This is a genomic window from Frondihabitans cladoniiphilus, from assembly GCF_039544345.1.
Classification (GTDB): domain Bacteria; phylum Actinomycetota; class Actinomycetes; order Actinomycetales; family Microbacteriaceae; genus Frondihabitans; species Frondihabitans cladoniiphilus.
Map to the genome: position 1 here is coordinate 323,194 of NZ_BAABLM010000001.1, position 16,457 is coordinate 339,650.

15 protein-coding genes are annotated in these 16,457 nt (G+C 69.5%); 9 read left to right on the forward strand and 6 right to left on the reverse strand.

Annotated elements, in window-relative coordinates; genetic code table 11:
- Positions 1-39 precede the first annotated feature (39 nt).
- The 7 genes from pyrH to ABEA39_RS01530 all read left to right on the forward strand — a co-directional run bounded on the left by pyrH (position 40) and on the right by ABEA39_RS01530 (position 5,189).
- Positions 40-759, forward strand: coding sequence for a UMP kinase (gene pyrH, locus ABEA39_RS01500; RefSeq protein WP_345372419.1), 720 nt, complete (start codon positions 40-42; stop codon positions 757-759).
- A gap of 113 nt (positions 760-872) precedes the next feature.
- Complete coding sequence (gene frr / locus ABEA39_RS01505; protein ID WP_345373898.1) at positions 873-1,388, forward strand: ribosome recycling factor; 516 nt, start codon at positions 873-875, stop codon at positions 1,386-1,388.
- Positions 1,389-1,400: 12 nt separating this feature from the next.
- A complete protein-coding gene (locus ABEA39_RS01510; RefSeq protein ID WP_345372421.1) occupies positions 1,401-2,420 on the forward strand; it encodes a phosphatidate cytidylyltransferase in 1,020 nt (339 codons plus the stop codon).
- Between the two features lie 58 nt (positions 2,421-2,478).
- Positions 2,479-3,036, forward strand: a complete 558-nt coding sequence (locus ABEA39_RS01515; protein ID WP_345372423.1) for a DivIVA domain-containing protein — start codon at positions 2,479-2,481, stop codon at positions 3,034-3,036.
- A 121-nt stretch (positions 3,037-3,157) separates the two neighbouring features.
- Positions 3,158-4,066 carry an aggregation-promoting factor C-terminal-like domain-containing protein gene (locus ABEA39_RS01520; RefSeq protein WP_345372425.1) on the forward strand — a complete coding sequence of 303 codons (909 nt, stop codon included), beginning with the start codon at positions 3,158-3,160 and terminating at the stop codon, positions 4,064-4,066.
- A 35-nt stretch (positions 4,067-4,101) separates the two neighbouring features.
- Positions 4,102-4,428, forward strand: a complete 327-nt coding sequence (locus ABEA39_RS01525; RefSeq protein WP_345372427.1) for a hypothetical protein — start codon at positions 4,102-4,104, stop codon at positions 4,426-4,428.
- Complete coding sequence (locus ABEA39_RS01530) at positions 4,425-5,189, forward strand: alpha/beta hydrolase (RefSeq protein ID WP_345372429.1); 765 nt, start codon at positions 4,425-4,427, stop codon at positions 5,187-5,189. The genes ABEA39_RS01525 and ABEA39_RS01530 overlap by 4 nt, the downstream gene beginning before the upstream one ends.
- 82 nt (positions 5,190-5,271) lie before the next feature.
- On the opposite strand, the gene ABEA39_RS01535 is transcribed toward ABEA39_RS01530, so the two are convergent.
- On the reverse strand, positions 5,272-6,330 hold the full coding sequence (locus ABEA39_RS01535) for an AI-2E family transporter (protein ID WP_345372431.1): 1,059 nt from the start codon (positions 6,328-6,330) through the stop codon (positions 5,272-5,274).
- A complete protein-coding gene (locus tag ABEA39_RS01540) occupies positions 6,327-8,087 on the reverse strand; it encodes a coiled-coil domain-containing protein (RefSeq protein WP_345372433.1) in 1,761 nt (586 codons plus the stop codon). The genes ABEA39_RS01535 and ABEA39_RS01540 overlap by 4 nt, the downstream gene beginning before the upstream one ends.
- A 215-nt stretch (positions 8,088-8,302) precedes the next feature.
- On the opposite strand from ABEA39_RS01540, the gene ABEA39_RS01545 reads away from it, so the two are divergent.
- On the forward strand, positions 8,303-10,105 hold the full coding sequence (locus tag ABEA39_RS01545) for a hypothetical protein (RefSeq protein WP_345372436.1): 1,803 nt from the start codon (positions 8,303-8,305) through the stop codon (positions 10,103-10,105).
- On the forward strand, positions 10,102-11,097 hold the full coding sequence (locus ABEA39_RS01550; protein ID WP_345372438.1) for a tetratricopeptide repeat protein: 996 nt from the start codon (positions 10,102-10,104) through the stop codon (positions 11,095-11,097). Before ABEA39_RS01545 ends, ABEA39_RS01550 begins: the two co-directional genes overlap by 4 nt.
- Positions 11,098-11,256: 159 nt before the next feature.
- Here ABEA39_RS01550 and glgB read toward each other — a convergent pair whose 3' ends face one another.
- The 4 genes from glgB to ybaK form a co-directional block, all read right to left on the reverse strand.
- Positions 11,257-13,440: a 1,4-alpha-glucan branching protein GlgB gene (gene glgB, locus ABEA39_RS01555; protein WP_425556912.1), complete on the reverse strand. Its 2,184-nt coding sequence runs from the start codon at positions 13,438-13,440 to the stop codon at positions 11,257-11,259.
- Positions 13,437-15,449 (reverse strand): alpha-1,4-glucan--maltose-1-phosphate maltosyltransferase, encoded by a 2,013-nt coding sequence (locus ABEA39_RS01560; protein ID WP_425556885.1) that lies wholly within the window; start codon positions 15,447-15,449, stop codon positions 13,437-13,439. Before ABEA39_RS01560 ends, glgB begins: the two co-directional genes overlap by 4 nt.
- A 52-nt stretch (positions 15,450-15,501) precedes the next feature.
- Positions 15,502-15,786 (reverse strand): DUF3072 domain-containing protein, encoded by a 285-nt coding sequence (locus ABEA39_RS01565; protein WP_345372442.1) that lies wholly within the window; start codon positions 15,784-15,786, stop codon positions 15,502-15,504.
- A gap of 145 nt (positions 15,787-15,931) precedes the next feature.
- Positions 15,932-16,417, reverse strand: a complete 486-nt coding sequence (gene ybaK / locus ABEA39_RS01570) for a Cys-tRNA(Pro) deacylase (RefSeq protein ID WP_345372446.1) — start codon at positions 16,415-16,417, stop codon at positions 15,932-15,934.
- Between the last annotated feature and the right edge of the window lie 40 nt (positions 16,418-16,457).

Genomic DNA, 16,457 nt, shown 5'->3' on the forward strand with positions numbered 1-16,457 from the left:
CTGGATAACCTGGCACGAGCCACGATCGAGGAGAACCCCGTGAAGAACCCCAAGACCACACGACGCCGAGTCCTTCTCAAGCTCTCCGGGGAGGCGTTCGGAGGCGGCTCGCTCGGAGTCAACCCCGACGTCGTCTCCGCCCTCTCCCGAGAGATCGCCGAAGCGTCGGCCGAGGTCGAGGTCGCCATCGTCGTCGGTGGCGGCAACTTCTTCCGCGGCGCCGAGCTCAGCCAGCGCGGTATGGACCGGGGCCGGGCCGACTACATGGGAATGCTCGGCACGGTGATGAACGCGCTCGCCCTGCAGGACTTCCTGGAGCAGGCGGGGGCGGCCACCCGGGTGCAGTCGGCCATCGCGATGACCCAGGTCGCCGAGCCGTACATCCCCCGTCGCGCCAGCCGTCACCTCGAGAAGGGGCGCATCGTGATCTTCGGTGCCGGCGCCGGCCTGCCCTACTTCTCCACCGACACCGTCTCGGCGCAGCGCGCGCTGGAGATCGGTGCCCACGAGGTCCTGGTCGCGAAGAACGGTGTCGACGGCGTCTACTCGGCCGACCCGCGAAAAGACCCGTCGGCGAAGAAGCTCGACAGGCTCACGTACCAGGAGGCGCTCGTGCAGGGCCTCAAGGTCGTGGACTCGACCGCGTTCAGCCTCTGCATGGACAACGGCATGCCCATGCACGTCTTCGGCATGGAGGGCGCCGGAAACGTCGCGCGCGCCATCCGGGGCGAGCGCATCGGCACCCTCGTCTCGAACTGATCCCGAGCGCGCTGACCACGGTCAGCCGGTGCCCGCCCGTGCGCGGGTAAGCTGACGAAGACCTAAGGAGCATTGTGGCGATCACAGACGTATTGACCGAGACCAAAGAGAAGATGGGCAAGGCCGTCGACGTCGCGAGAGACGACTTCGGCACGGTCCGCACCGGCCGCATCAACCCGGCTCTCTTCCAGAAGATCCCCGTCGACTACTACGGCACGCCGACTCCGCTCGCGCAGCTGGCGTCGCTCCAGGCACCCGAGGCGCGCACGCTCATCGTGACGCCCTACGACAAGACGGCGCTGAAAGAGATCGAGAAGGCCATCGCGACCTTCCCAAACCTCGGTGCGAGCCCGACCAACGACGGCACCATCGTCCGCGTCACCATCCCCGAGCTCACGCAGGACCGCCGCAAGGAGTTCGTGAAGATCGTGCGGGGCAAGGGCGAGGACGCCAAGGTCGCGATCCGCAACATCCGTCGCCGCGCGAAAGACGACCTCGACTCGCAGAAAGAGGTCGGCGACGACGAGGTGGCTCGTGCCGAGAAGGAACTCGAGGCCATCACCAAGAGCCACATCGACGCGATCGACGAGGCCCTCAAGAAGAAAGAGGCGGAGCTCCTCGAGGTCTGAGGCCCACAGCGCATGACAGACGATCAACCCGGTTCCGAGCATCCCTCGTCGCCCTCCAAGCACCCCCGCGGCGACTTCGACAACCGAGCGACCGCTGCTCGGCACGACCTCGAGAACCAACTGCGCGCGCAGCGTGCCCGCTTCGAAGAACGCAACGAGAAGCTCACGGCCCGAACGGGTCGCAACCTTCCGGCGGCGATCGGCATCGGCGCGGGTATGGGGGCGATCGTCCTTCTCAGCCTGATCCTCTTCAAATGGATCTTCATGATCGTCGCGGCGATCCTCGTCTTCTTCATGGTGCTCGAGCTGACCAACGCTCTCCGCACCGCAGGGCGACGGGTGCCGCGCATCCCCAGCATCGCCACCGGGTTGGCCGTCGTGCCCGCCGCCTACTTCTGGAAGGCCGAGGGGCAGTGGCTCGTCCTCCTCGGTGGCATCGTGGTCATCTCGCTCTGGCGCCTCGTCGAGGCCGCGCTGCCCACGGGGGCTGAATCCACGACGGCATCGGCGACCGAGGGGCGCCGGGGCGGCAGAGCGCTCTTCAAAGACCTGCAGTCCGGCGCGTTCGTGCAGATCTACACGACCTTCCTCGGCTCGTTCCTCGCTCTGCTGACGGCTCAGCCCGGTGGCCAGTGGTGGACCCTGACGGCGCTGATCGTCGTCATCTGCGTCGACACCGGCGCCTATGCGACGGGTCTCAACTTCGGCAAGCACAAGCTCGCGCCGAAGATCAGCCCCGGCAAGACCTGGGAGGGCTTCGCCGGCTCGGTCGGCGTGAGCATGATCGCGGGCATCATCCTGTCGATCTTCATGATCCACCAGCCCTGGTGGTTCGGACTGATCCTGGGTGCGGTCTTCAGCATCACGGCCACCATCGGCGACCTGAGCGAGTCGCTGATCAAACGCGACCTCGGCGTCAAGGACATCTCGACCTGGCTGCCCGGTCACGGCGGGTTCCTCGACCGGCTCGACAGCATGCTTCCCTCGGCCGTCGTCGCCTACGGTCTGTACCTGATCTTCACGCACCACTGACCCCTCGGTGAACCGCCCCGCTCTGCGTTGACCGGTTCCCTGGTCGTCCTAGGGCACAATGGGGCGCGTGAGTGCGACTTTCCCCAAGGTGACCGGTTCCGAGCGCGGCTACGACGTCCAAGAGGTCGAGAACTTCCTCAAGGACGCCCGGCGTGCCTACTCGGGCGACGCCGGTGCCGATCCGATCGACGCGGCGAGCATCCGCCACATGGCGTTCTCGATGACCAAGCACGGCTACTCGCCCCAGCACGTCGACAGTGCCCTCGAGAGGCTCGAAGACGCGTTCGCGATCCGGGAGCGAGATCGAGCCCTCCGGGCGTCGGGCGACGAGTCGTGGTTCTCCGACGCCAAGTCGAAGGCTGAGGCCATCGTCGCGCGCCTCGAGCGTCCTGAAGGGCATCGATTCGACCGGGTCACGTTCCTGTCGGTCGGCTACCACCCCCGCGACGTCGATCGGCTCGTCGGCCGGCTCAAGGGCTACTTCTCCGATGGGCGGGCGCTGAGCATCGAAGAGGTGCGCACCAGCGTGTTCCGCCAGAAGCGCGGTGGGTATCGCGAGGCCCAGGTCGACCTGGTCCTCGACAGCGTGGTCGACGTCATGCTCGCGGTGCGCTGAAACGTCGACTCGACCCTGTCACTTCAGTCACATCGGCACCATTCGTCACATTCGCCTCACCCGTACCGATTCGGTGAGTCCGGTTGGGTCCTCGTGATCCTTCCGTTACACTCGTCCGAATATGGGTAGGCACGCAGCAGTCAACGTTCCGAGCAGAGGCTCCGCATCCAAGGCCGAAAGGCCCGCGGGTTCCCCTCGCCGCACGGTCGACGCCAGGCGACACTCCGACACCGCGAAGGCGTTCTCGCGGTCGGCGACCGCACCGGCCGCTGCCGTCCAGTCCGCGGCGGTCCAGCCGACCTCGGTTCAGGCGGTCCAGGCGGTCGCCGCTGCATCCGTCGCAGGCTCCGCCCCGCTGTCGTTCCGCAAGCCGAGCCACACGGGCCGACGCATCGTCCTCCCGCTCGTCGGCTTCGCCGCGACCTTCGCCTTCCTCTCGGCGTCGCTGGTCAATCCGCTCTCCGGCGCAGTCGCCGCGACGGTCCCGGCCGCCGATGCGAGCGCCGCTGCCGGTGTCGCCACGGTCGCCGCCGGTCAGTCCTACTCGTCCGACGGCGCCACCGCCCCATCGGCATCGCGCGACGCGTACACGGTCGTCTACACGCCGCCCGTCGTCGTCAAGGCGCCCGTCGCGGCGACGACGGCCACCACCGCCACCACGGCCAAGACCGCCTCCACGGCGAAGGCCGCCACCACGACCGCTGCTCCGACCGCAGCCGCACCGAGCCCGGGCACCGCCCAGGCCGCCGGCGCCGCCGCAGTCGCCGCGCACGGCTGGGGCACCGACCAGTACAACTGCCTCGTGTCCCTGTGGAACCGCGAGTCCGGCTGGAACGTCTACGCCTCGAACAAGTCGAGTGGCGCGTACGGCATCCCGCAGGCCCTTCCCGGCAGCAAGATGGCCTCCTTCGGTGCCGATTGGCAGACGAACCCCGCCACGCAGATCGCCTGGGGCCTGTCGTACATCACCGGCCGCTACCAGACCCCCTGTGGCGCCTGGGCCCACTCGCAGTCGACCGGCTGGTACTGATCCACCTCTGACCGACCTTCGGTAGGGTGGCAGGCATGCCCCGCAGCAACCGCCCTCGCCGTCCGGTCGGGCGGGGCGGGGCTCGTCCGGCTCCGGCGCGTCCTGACGACGACGAGTCTGGCGACCTTTCGCGGGTCCTGTACGGCGGTCAGCACCTCGAGACCCGCCACGGCAGGTCCTTCACGGTCCAGTCGATCGCCGGCACCTCCTCGACCAAGCCGTACGTGTGCCCCGGCTGCTCCCTGACCGTCGAGCCCGGCACCCCGCACATCGTCGCCTGGCGCGCGGACGGCCTCTTCGGTGAAGAGGCGGATCTCGCGGCCCGGCGACACTGGCACACCCACTGCTGGAGAATCTCGTGACCGACGCCCCCACGCCCGACGCCCCGGCCGGTTCCGGCCCCGCGACCGTCGAGGTGCGAGGCGGCGTCGAGCTCTCCGCCGAGCGCCGCGACATCGAGCTCCACACCTCCGACGACCTGACCCTCGTCGGCGAGCTCGCCCTGCCCGTCGGGCGCCCCCCGGCCGCCACGCTCCTCACCCTCCATCCGCTGCCGACGGCCGGCGGCTTCATGGACTCGCACATCATCCGCAAAGCGGCGGCCCGCCTTCCGGCGCAGGCCGATCTCGCGGTGCTGCGCTTCAACTTCCGCGGTGCATCCTCGCCTCGCGGTCGTTCCGAGGGTGAGTTCGGCGACGGCGTCAGCGAGCGCTTCGACCTCGCGGCGGCCGTCGACTTCGTCCGGCAGCAGGGGCTGCCGACCCCGTGGCTGGTCGGCTGGTCGTTCGGCACCGAGGTCGCCCTCAAGCACGGGCTCGAGCACGAGATCGCCGGGGCGATCCTGCTCTCGCCTCCGCTTTCGCGCACGTCGCAGGCCGAGCTCGCCCGGTGGGCCGACAGCGGGCGCACGCTCGTCGCGCTCATCCCCGAGTTCGACGACTTCCTGCGTCCGGCCGAGGCGCGTGAGAAGTTCGCCGTCGTGCCCGAAGCCCGACTCGTCGAGGTCGCGGGCGGCAAGCACCTCTGGGTCGGCGAGCACCAGACCCGGCGGGTGCTGTCCGAGATCGTGCGGGTCGTGCATCCCGCGGCCCTGCCCCTGTCGGAGACCTGGCCGGTCGCCTAGCGGCGTCGTCGACGGCGAGAGCGGGGGATGCACGCCCGCGCTTCACCCGAGGGTGCGGCGCCTGCCGGCACGCCGGTGCGTCTCAGCGGCGGTCCTGCCGCGGGATCACGACCTCGCGGATGATGAGCAGCACGGCCGCGGCCACCGGCACGGCGATCAATGCTCCGAGCACGCCGAGCAGGGTGCCGCCGACGAGCGCCGCGATGATCACGATCACGCCGGGCACCTTCACCGCCTGGCGCATCACGCGAGGTGCGAGGACGTACGCCTCGACCTGCATGTAGACGAGGTACCAGACCGCGAGGGCGATCCAGGTGGCGGGGGAGAGCGGCTGCAGAGCGACCTGGGCGACCACGATGACGGCGGCGGCGCTGACGGTGCCGACGAGGGGGATGAGGGCTCCGATGAACGCCAGGAACGCGAAGAAGGCGGGCAGTTGGGCGTGGATGATCGAGAGCACGACGAAGCTCAGGATGCCGTTGAGCAGGGCCAGGGCGACCTGGCCGATGACGTAGCGACCCACGGACTGGCTGATGGCGTCGGAGAGGCGCACGAACTCGGTTCGGCTCGAACGGGCCACGAGGTGCGAGAGGCCGCGTTTCATGCTGTCGAGAGACGCCATGAAGTAGAGGGTGAGGATGAGCACGACGAGCACGCCCGCGAGACCGTTGCCGATGGCGATTGCCACGCCCAGGACGCCGCCGAAGATCGTCACGAGGTTGCTGGGGTTGGTGAGGAACGAGACGACCGATTCGAGGGCGTTCTGCACGTTGAAGACGTTCTTCGGAACCAGGTCTTGCAGGTTGTCGACGAACTGCTGGGCCGTGACGCTCTGGAGATAGGACGCCAGCTGGCCCACCAGCGTGGACGTCTGAGTGACGATCGTGGGGACGATCGCGAAGACGACGCCCACGAACGCGAGCAGCACAGCCACCATGACGATGGTGATGGCGAAGCCGCGTTTGATCCGTCGCTTCTCGAGGAACCGAACGACGGGATCGAGGCCGAGTGCGAGGAACAGCGCGATTCCGACGTATGTGAGGACCGTCGACAGGCGTCCGATCGCCGCGCCGATGACCAGGGCGGTCAGGACGCCGAGCGCCCCGACCAGCCCGAGGCGGAAGGCGTTCTGGATCTTCACTCGGTCGAGGTCTGGTCGATCTGATCGACCTGGTGCACCATGCTGCGGAGGTTCTCGAAGTACTGAGCGATGGAGTCGCGTTCGCGATTCAGGTCGGCGAGACGTTCTTCGGCGTCGCCGACGAGTTCGCGGGAGCGGCGTTCGGCGTCGGAGACGATGAAGTCGGCACGGTTCTGCGCGTTGGTCAGAGTCTCGTTGGCGACCCGGTCGGCGTCGGAACGGACCTTGCGAGCGTCGCTGTAGGCGGACTCCTCGGCCTTCCGAGCCTCGCGGCGCTTGGTGTCGGCCCGCGCCGTGACGTCGGCGAGCTGGGCGTTGGCCTCGTCGAGGTACTGCTGCGTCTCGGCGACCGCGTCGTTGTGCCGGGCCACGAAGTCCTGCTCGGACTCGTCCCGACGCGTGGCGAGCTCGACCTCGAGCGCGGTGCGCGCCTCCTCCTGCTCGCGCTCGAGGACAGCGTGGATCCGCTGCCGCTCGGCGACGATCTCCGCGTCGAGGGTCTCCCGCTCGTTCCGCAGCCGGGCTCGCTGCTCTTCGTCGTCGTGCGCCAGGCGCGCGCGTGTCTCCTCGAGGTCGGCGGCCAGGTCGGCCTCGGCCCGTTCGCGCTCGGCGGCCAGGCGGGCGGTGTGCTCCTCGGTCTCGCGGGCGAGGCGTTCGCGCGTCTGCTCGATGTCGCGGGCGATCTGCTCGCGCGTCTGCGAGGTGGTCCGCTCGATCTCTTCCGCGGCAGCCGCGCGGGCGCCCTCGATGTCGTTGTGCGCCTCCTCCACCTCGCGGTCGAGGTCGGAGCGCGTGGTCTCGGCCTCGCGCTCGAGCGCGAGACGGGTAGCTGCGGCGTCGTTCTCGAGGGATGCACGGGCCGCGGTGATCTCGCGCTCGAGAGTCGCCCTCTGGTTCTCGGCGTCGTCGGCCAACTCCGCTTGCGCGCCGAGCACCTCCCGATCGAGCGCCTCGCGGCGGGTGGTGACCTCGTGGTCAAGGTCGGCGCGGGTCGTCTCGTCGAGGCGGCGGAGGTCGTCGCGGACCGTGGTGCCTTCGAGCTCGAGCTGGGCCCGCTGGTTCTCGGAGTCGCTGATGAAGCGCGCCCGGCCCTCCTCGGTCTGGCGGGCGAGGTCGGCCGCGCCCTCCCGGGACTCGGCGACCTCCGCCTGGACCACGGCGCGCAGGTCGGCGGCCTCGCGCTCGGCCTCGGCACGGATCGCCGCGGCTTCGCGGCGAGCGGTCGACAGGGCTTCGGCCGCCTCGGTCGACGCGGTCGTGCGGACGGCTGCGGCATCGCGCTCCGCCTCTGAGAGCATCGTCTCGGCATCGGCGCGAGCCCGGGCGACGAGGCGGTCGGCCTCGCCGGTGGACTCCTCGATCTGCGCGGCCGCGCGGCCCCTGGCGTCGTCGAGGATGTCGGCCGCTCGCTCGCTCGCCTCCTCCACCTGGCGCTGCGATTCGCTGGCGGAGGTGGTGCGGAGCTCCTGCGCCTCGCGTTCGGTCTTGGCCATGAGCTCGTTCGACTGCTCTTCGGCCAGGCGGAGCGTGTTCTCGAGTTTGGCGCCGAGGCCCTTGTAGGACGGGTCGCCGACCTCGGCGAGCTCGCTCTCGAGTTCGTCGATCCGCTGCTGGAGCTGGCGCGCTTCGGTGCGCTCCTCCTGGCGGTCGGTGTTCGCTTTGATCAGCTCTCGGCGGAGGTCGCCGAGGGCCCGCTCGACCTCTTCCTTCTTGTAGCCGCGGAGTTCCGTTCCGAATTCAGCCTCATCAGTGGCCACGTTTTCTCCCTGTGGTCGGGCGAGCCCTGGACTGCGGGGCGCGGTGCGATGAACGTATGAGCAGGTCGCCGTCGAGGCGGACCCGAGGGCCGCCGACGCTGCACGCCCGGAAGGGGACGCGGACACGGCGAACTCCCGCATTTTAGCCGGAATGGGGCGGTGCTCGGGCCGGAGAGGCGCCACACAGTGAGGTCGGCTATCGTGAAGGGTCTTAAATGCAGGGAGAAAAGGTGCGCTTCGTTCTGGCTGTCGTCACATTGGTGGTGGCGGCACTCCTGGTGCTGCTCGGTCTCGGTCAGCGAACCGTCTTCGCTCCGCCGGATTCCGTGACCTCCTCCGTGGTGACGAAGAGCGGCGCGACCCTCACCGTCCTCCCCGGCAAAGCGCTCAAGGGCTACCCCGGGCGTGAGACCATCTCGATCTCCGGGGGCGCGAAAGTCTTCGCGGCCTACGCCCGGACCGCCGACGTCAAGGGCTGGGTGGGCGACACCACCTACAACTCGATCTCGTTCGACACGACCACGAACGAACTCGTCTCCAAGACTGTGAAGGGCTCGTCCGCCAAGGCCCCGGATCCCGCCGGATCCGATCTCTGGCTTCAGCAGTACCAGGGCGAGACCCTCTCGATCCCGCTCGACGCCCCGTCCGACATCTCTCTGCTCATCGCCTCCGACGGCAGCACCGCCGCCCCGTCCAAGGTCTCCGTGACCTGGCCGTTGTCGACCGCGACGCCGCTGGTCGGGCCGCTCGTCGCCGGCGGTCTCCTCGTCTTCGTGATCGGCATCCTGCTCTTCGTCTGGGCCATCGTCCACCACCGCCGAACCCGTGGGCCGCGCCGCACGTCCGGCACCGGGGGCAAGCGGCCCAAGCTGCCCCGCTCCGAGCGTCCGCGCTCCGTCCGACAGGGGCGCAAGGCGGCACTCGGCAGCGGTTCGTCGGGCGGAGCCGTCGAGGGCCGGGGGCGGCGAGGCCGCCGTTTGATCGCAGTCGTGCCGGTGATCCTGGTCTCGTCCATCGCTCTCGCGGGCTGCAGCTCGCAGTACTGGCCGCAGTTCTCCTCCGACTCGTCGTCGTCCGCGGCTACGCCGTCGGCGCCGACGACGACCGCCCCGGCGCAGGCCGCCGCACTCCAGCCCCCGGCCGTCACGGTCGGCCAGGCCAAGGAGATCCTCTCGCGTATCACGGCGGTGCAGACCAAGGCCGACACCGATCTCGACGCGACCCTCGCCGCCACGCGGTTCACCGGCTCCGCCTTGGCCGAGCGCTCGGCCAACTACGCCATCCGCAAGGCCGACTCGACCGCCGCCGGCCCGCTGACGATCCCGACCGGCAAGCTCGACGTCACGCTTCCGCAGCAGACGAACTCCTGGCCCCGGACCGTCTTCGCCGTCGTGCAGACGACGAGCGCAGCCGTCGGAGTGACCCTCCTCCAGCCCACGGCCCGCGATCCCTACAAGGTCGAGTACCTCGTGGGGCTCGACGGAGCCCAGGTGCCGAAGCTGCCCGCGGCGTCGGTCGGTGCGGCCCGTCTCGCTCCCGACGTCAAGCTGCTCACCATGGAACCCGACCAGCTCGCCGCCGCCTACGCGGACATCCTGAAGAACGGCGACGCCAGCACCGAGGCCGCGAAGTTCCAGGCCACCGGCGACACGCTCCGCGACAAGATCGGCAAGCCGTACAAAGACGCGAAGCAGGCGGCCCTCCCGACCACGGCGTCCATCGCCTACTCCAGCGAGGTGTCGAGCGATCCGAGCGTCGCCCTGGCCACGTTCGATGCCGGTGCCATCGTGTCGGTGTCCCTCGACGAGATCGAGACCGTGACACCGACCAAGGCCGGCGCGCAGGTGAACCCCGAGGGCGAGGTCAAGGCGCTGTCCGGTCTCTCGCAGACCACGAAGGGGATCACCGCCACCTACGGCGTGCAGCTGCTCTTCTCCGTGCCGCCGGTCGGTTCCACCGACAAGATCGTGCTGCTCGGTTTCAGTCAGGGTTTGATCTCAGCGAAAGAGGTGCCATGAGCAACGTCCCTCCCCTTCCCGCCGGTCTTCGAGGCGCGGTCGACCTCTCGTCCCTCGTGAGTCGAGGTGCGGCGCCCGCGGGTGCGGGTCACGCCTCCGCCGGTGCTCCGCCGGCGGGTGGGCCCGCCGGGCCGTCCGCCGTCCCCGGTGGCGTCGTCGACGTTCCGTCTCTCGTCCTCGACGCGACCGACGCGACGTTCACGGCCGTCCTCGATCTGAGCTCGTCCGTCCCGGTGATCGTCGACCTGGCCACCGATCGCAGCGAGCAGAGCCGTCTCCTGTCGCCTCTCCTCGAGAAGCTGGTCCTCGGTCTCGCCGGTCGTCTGATCCTGGTCCGCGTCGACGTCGACACCAACCCGCAGCTCGTCCAGGCCTTCCAGGCCCAGTCGATCCCGACGGTGGCCGCGGTGATCGGGGGCCGGCCGGTCTCGCTGTTCACCGGGGCGCTGCCCGAGGCGCAGTTGCAGGACGTCCTCGACCAGGTGCTCGAACTGGCGGCCCAGAACGGCGTCACCGGCACCGCGGCCGCCCCTGAGGGCGTCGCCGGCGACGCGCCCGGCGAGCCCGAGCCGGCTCCGCTCCCTCCGCACCACCAGGCCGCCTACGACGCCATCGAGTCGGGCGACTACGAGAAGGCGAAGGACGAATACCGCACCGCCATCGCTCAGGACCCACACGACCAACTGGCCGTCGCCGGTCTCGCCCAGGTGTCGCTCCTCGCCCGGCTCCAGGGCGGCACGCTCGCCGACATCCGTAGCGCCGGCGCCGCGGCTCCGGACGACCTCGAAGCGCAGTTGGCGGTCGCCGACCTCGACGTCAGTGGCGGACATGTCGTCGACGCGTTCGACCGTGTCCTGACCCTCTTCCCGAAGCTCGACCAGGCCGGAAAGGACGCCGCACGGACCCGTCTGCTCGAGTACTTCGAGATCGTCGGCGTCGATGCACCCGAGGTCACGGCGGCCCGGCGCAGGTTGACGATGCTGCTGTACTGAGCGCCGAGCCCCACTCGCACCGAACCGTGCTCGCACCGAGCCCTGCTCGCATCGAGCCGTGCTCGCATCGAGCCGCCGCTCGTATCGAGTGGCGAACACACGAACGGCCCCCACTCCACGAGTGGGGGCCGTTCGTGTGTCGGCTTCGGCCGGCTGCGGTCAGCGAGCCAGCTTCAGCCAGATGACGCCCAGCGGCGGCAGCAGGACGTCGGCCGAGGCGGGGCGTCCGGCCCAGGGCTCGTCGGTGGCCGTCACGCTGCCGTAGTTGCCCACACCCGAGCCGCCGTACTCTCCGGCGTCGGTGTTGAGGATCTCGTACCACTCGCCGGCCTCGGGAAGCCCGAAGCGCATCGAGACGGGCTCGCCGGAGAAGTTCGCGAGCACGGCGACGCTCTCGCCGTCGCCCGATTTACGGAGGAACGCGACGACGGAGTGCTGAGCGGCACCGCCCTCGATCCATTCGAAGCCCTCGGTGTCGAAGTCGTGCGCCCAGAGAGCGCGTTCGTCGCGATAGACCCGGTTGAGGGTTCCGACGAGCGAGTGCAGACCCTCGTGGGCGGGCTGGTCGAGCACCCACCAGTCGAGACCGCGCGATTCGCTCCACTCGGAGGGCTGCCCGAACTCCGACCCCATGAAGAGGAGCTGCTTGCCCGGGTGCCCCCACATGAAGGCGAGGTAGGCGCGGAGATTGGCGCGCTTCTGCCAGTCGTCGCCGGGCATCTTGCCGTAGAGCGACCCCTTGCCGTGCACGACCTCGTCGTGGCTGATCGGCAGCATGAAGTTCTCGCTGAACGCGTAGACGAACGAGAAGGTGATCTCGCCGTGGTGGTACCCGCGGTAGAGCGGGTCGCGCCCGATGTACTCGAGCGAGTCGTGCATCCAGCCCATGTTCCATTTCAGGCCGAAGCCGAGGCCGCCGTCGCTGGTCGGCCGAGTGACGCCGGGCCAGGAGGTGCTCTCCTCGGCGATCATCATGATGCCGGGGTTGCGCTTGTAGGCGGTCGCGTTGGCCTCTTGGAGGAACGAGATGGCCTCGAGGTTCTCACGGCCGCCGAACTTGTTCGGCACCCACTCGCCCTCGTTGCGGCTGTAGTCGAGGTAGAGCATCGAGGCGACCGCATCGACGCGGAGCCCGTCGATGTGGAACTCCTCGAGCCAGTAGAGCGCGTTCGAGACGAGGAAGTTGCGCACCTGGGAGTCGCCGAAGTTGAAGACGAGGGTGCCCCAGTCGGGCTGCTCGCCGAGCCTCGGGTCGCTGTGCTCGTAGACCGCCTGGCCGTCGAACTCCGCCAGCGCCCACTCGTCTTTCGGGAAGTGCCCGGGCACCCAGTCCATGATGACGCCGATGCCGGCGCCGTGCAGCCGGTCGATGAGGTACTTGAGGTCGTCGGGCGTGCCGAAGCGCGAGGTCGGCGCGTAGTAGCCCGACACCTGGTAGCCCCAGGAGCCGCCGAAGGGATGCTCGGCGAGGGGCATGAACTCGACGTGCGTGAACCCGAGGTCGCCGACGTAGGCGATCAGGTGGTCGGCCAGCTCGCGGTAGCCGAGCCCGGGTCGCCAGGAACCGACGTGCAGCTCGTAGACGCTCATGGGGCCCGCGGACGGTTCGGAGGCGGCGCGCTTCGCCAGCCACGCGTCGTCCTGCCACTCGTGGGTGGAGGCGGTGATGACCGAGGCGGTCTGCGGGGGAGTCTCCGCCTGGCGCGCCATCGGGTCGGCGCGTTCGACCCAGCGGCCGTCCTGCGTCAGGATCTCGTACTTGTAATTGCCCCCGGTCAAGCCCGGGACGAAGAGCTCCCAGACGCCGTTGCCGTCCATGCGGCGCATCGCGTGGGCCACCGCGTACCAGCCGTTGAAGTCGCCCTTGATACGGACCGCCTGCGCGTGCGGCGCCCAGACCACGAACGACGTGCCGCGGACACCCTGGTGCTCGATGACGTGAGTGCCGAAGACCTTCCAGAGGTCTTCATGGCGCCCCTCGCCGAAGAGGTAGAGGTCGACGTCGCCGATGGTCGGCCAGAAGCGGTACGGGTCGTCGGTGGTCCACGGGGAGCCGCCGTCGTAGGTCGCCTCGACCCGGTACGCACCGGGCTCGATGATCGCGAGAGCCTCCCAGACGCCGTCGCTGATGTGCGCCATCGACAGGCGGGCGCCGCTCTCGAGGATCACCGTCACGGAGGAGGCGAGGGGGCGCAGCACCCGGACGACGACGCCGGCGTCGACGTGGTGCGGGCCGAGCACCTGGTGGGGGTGCGCGTGAGCACCGGCTGCGACCAGGTGGGCCTCTCGCGGATCGAGGGTGGGGATGACGAGGGATTCTGCGGACACGGGGTCTCCTCCTATGGAGCGCGGTTGAAGTCGACGACGAGCACGTGCGCCGGTTCGACGAAGGCGTCGAGTCGGACGTAGTTGTCGTCGCTCCAGGTCCAGGACTGTTGGGTGATCAGGTCGCGGACGACGAAGCTCGAACCGGGGGTCAGCCCGAGCGCGGTGAGGTCGAGGCGGACGGTGGTCTCGCGGGCCGAGTGCGGGTCGGTGTTGGCCACGACGATGATCGCGTCGGAGCGGCCCGAGCGGGTGAATTCGCCCGAGAGGTACTTCGAGTACACGAGGATCGCGTCGTCGTCGCTGCCGTGGACCGTCAGGTTGCGCAACTGGCGGAGCGCGGGATGCGCGGACCGGATTCGATTGAGCTGGGTGAGGTACGGGGCGATGGACACCCCGGCCGCCTCCTCGCCGGCCCAGTCGCGCAGCTTGAACTCGTACTTCTCGTTGTCGATGTTCTCTTCGGAACCGGGTCTCGCGACGTTCTCGATGAGCTCGTAGCCGGAGTACACGCCCCAGGTGGGCGAGGCCGTCGCGGCGATGGCCGCTCGGACCTTGTAGGCCGGCACCCCGCCGAATTGGAGGTACGGCGTGAGGATGTCGTGCGTGTTGACGAAGAAGTTGGGGCGGAACCACGCGCTCGTCTCGGTGGAGATCTCGCGGAGGTACTCCTCCAACTCCCACTTCTCGTTGCGCCAGGTGAAGTAGGTGTACGACTGCTGGAACCCGACCTGCGCGAGCGACTGCATCATCGCCGGCTTGGTGAAGGCCTCGGCCAGGAACACGACCTCGGGGTGCTTCTGCGCCACCTCCGCCAGCAACCACTCCCAGAAGTGCACCGGCTTGGTGTGCGGGTTGTCGACCCGGAAGATCTTCACTCCCCGCTCGATCCAGAACAGGACGATCCGCAGGATCTCCTTCGAGATGCCCTCGTAGTCGTTGTCGAAGTTGAGCGGATAGATGTCCTGGTACTTCTTGGGCGGGTTCTCGGCGTAGGCGATGGTGCCGTCGGGCAGCGTCGTGAACCACTCGGGGTGCTCGGTGACCCAGGGGTGGTCGGGCGAGCACTGCAGTGCCAGGTCGAGGGCCAGCTCGAGGCCGACATTGGCCGCCGCGCCGACGAACCACTCGAAGTCGTCGAGGGTGCCGAGGTCGGGATGCACGGCGTCGTGACCGCCGTCGGGGGAGCCGATCGCGTAGGGCGACCCGGGGTCGTTGGGGCCCGCCACCAGGGTGTTGTTGGGGCCCTTGCGGAAGGTCGTGCCGATGGGATGGACCGGCGGGATGTAGACGACGTCGAACCCCATGCGGGCGATGGACGGCAGCCGGCGGGCGGCGGTACGGAACGTGCCGCTCTTCCAGGTGCCGTCGTCGCTCTTCTTCGCGCCTTCGCTCCGGGGGAAGAACTCGTACCAGCTGCCGACGGCGGCACGGGCGCGCTCGACCCGGATGCGACGCTGCGGGCTCTGGGTGACGAGGCTCGCCAGCGGGGTGCGCGCGAGGGCGGCCGCGAGGCGGGGGTCGGTCGCGACCCGGAGGCGGGACGCGGGGGAGAGGCCGGCGTTGCCCAGGGCCTTCGCCCCGTCGCGGAAGAGGGTGACGTCGGGTGCCGACTTCGCCGCCCGCTCGAGCAGCTCTCGGCCGGTCGCGAACACGTTGTCGACGTCTTGTTCGGCCGGGATCTTGATCTCGGCGGTGTGCAACCAGGTCGCCCAGTCGTCGTTCCAGGCCTCGACGTGCCAGGCGTGGACGCCCGGCAGCTGGAACTGCGCCTTCGCGCTCCAGCGATCGGTGCCGGGGATGCCCGGGGTCATCGGGTGGCGAGTGACGCCGCCCTCGGGGTCGACCACGATCAGAGCCGCGTCGATGATGTCGTGGCCTTCGCGGAAGACGGTGGCCTCGAAAGGCACCACCTCGCTCACGAAGGCTTTGGTGTCGAACAGGTCGTCGGGCGTCCGCGGAAGCAGCCCCGTGATGGGGATGCGTCCGACTCGGGGTCCGACCTTGGATTCGTCTCGTGGCGCCACGACTTGACCGTACCCGGTCCGTCGCCCCCGCGCCCCAGCCACGACGGAGGCCCTAGGCGCCGCGGCCGGTCTTCTGCTGAAGACGGTCGATGTGCTCGCTCGCCTCGGCCTTCGTGATGTCGGCCGGGATCTCTTCTCCGGCCTCGCGGGCCAGGGTGTCGAGGTAGCTCTTCTGCGGGCCGGTGGCGGGCTCGTCGCCGGTGACCCAGTCGCTGGGGTCCTTCTCGGCGGTCTCGCCCTCGGCGACGGGGGAGCCGAGCATCGGCTTCTGCGTGGGGTCGGTGGTGCCGGTCGTGTCGACGTCGGTGCTGTCGGGGGTCTGGTTCTGGTCGCTCATGGGCTGCACGGTACGCCGAGCCACCGACAGAGGGGATCGGCGGGGTACGTCCGGAGACCCACGGCGGGCACCCGAAGGCACGGGGCGGGCGGCTCGGCGTCGCGCCCCCGTGATCGGCGCGGATCGTGCATCCCGCGGCCCCGGTTCAGGGCCGTGCGATCGCAGCGAACGTCGCACCGGTCGCGCGGGCGAGGTCGGCGGGTGAGATCTCGATGTCGAATCCGCGCCGGCCTCCGCTCACGAAGACGGTGTCGTAGAGCTCGGCGGTCTCGTCGACCACGGTGGTGAGGGCGGTCTTCTGGCCGATCGGGCTGATTCCGCCGACGATGTAGCCGGTGCGCCTCTGCGCCAGGGCGGGATCGGCCAGCGCCGCCTTCTTCGCCCCGACGGCCGCTGCGAGGGCCTTGAGGTCGAGTCGCCCGGAGACGGGCACGACCGCGACCACCAGCTCGGCGTCGGCCTGGACGACGAGCGTCTTGAAGACCTGGTCGTCGTCGAGGCCGAGAAGGGCCGCGGCCTCCTCGCCGAAATTCGTCGCGGTGTCGGCGTGCTCGTAGGTGTGGCCGGTGAAGGGGATGCCCGCGGTGGTGAGGGCGACGGTGGCAGGTGTTCCCGGGGCGGCGGCGCTCACCGCACCCACGCCCGCGTCATCGCACTCACCGCGGCGTCAT

Coding starts and splice junctions, on each gene's coding strand:
- ABEA39_RS01520 (WP_345372425.1), top strand. CDS start 3,158: ATGGGTAGGCACGCAGCAGTCAACGTTCCGAGCAGAGGCTCCGCATCC.
- ABEA39_RS01545 (WP_345372436.1), top strand. CDS start 8,303: ATGCAGGGAGAAAAGGTGCGCTTCGTTCTGGCTGTCGTCACATTGGTG.
- frr (WP_345373898.1), top strand. CDS start 873: ATGGGCAAGGCCGTCGACGTCGCGAGAGACGACTTCGGCACGGTCCGC.
- ABEA39_RS01550 (WP_345372438.1), top strand. CDS start 10,102: ATGAGCAACGTCCCTCCCCTTCCCGCCGGTCTTCGAGGCGCGGTCGAC.
- ABEA39_RS01510 (WP_345372421.1), top strand. CDS start 1,401: ATGACAGACGATCAACCCGGTTCCGAGCATCCCTCGTCGCCCTCCAAG.
- ABEA39_RS01515 (WP_345372423.1), top strand. CDS start 2,479: ATGGGGCGCGTGAGTGCGACTTTCCCCAAGGTGACCGGTTCCGAGCGC.
- ABEA39_RS01525 (WP_345372427.1), top strand. CDS start 4,102: ATGCCCCGCAGCAACCGCCCTCGCCGTCCGGTCGGGCGGGGCGGGGCT.
- ABEA39_RS01565 (WP_345372442.1), bottom strand. CDS start 15,786: ATGAGCGACCAGAACCAGACCCCCGACAGCACCGACGTCGACACGACC.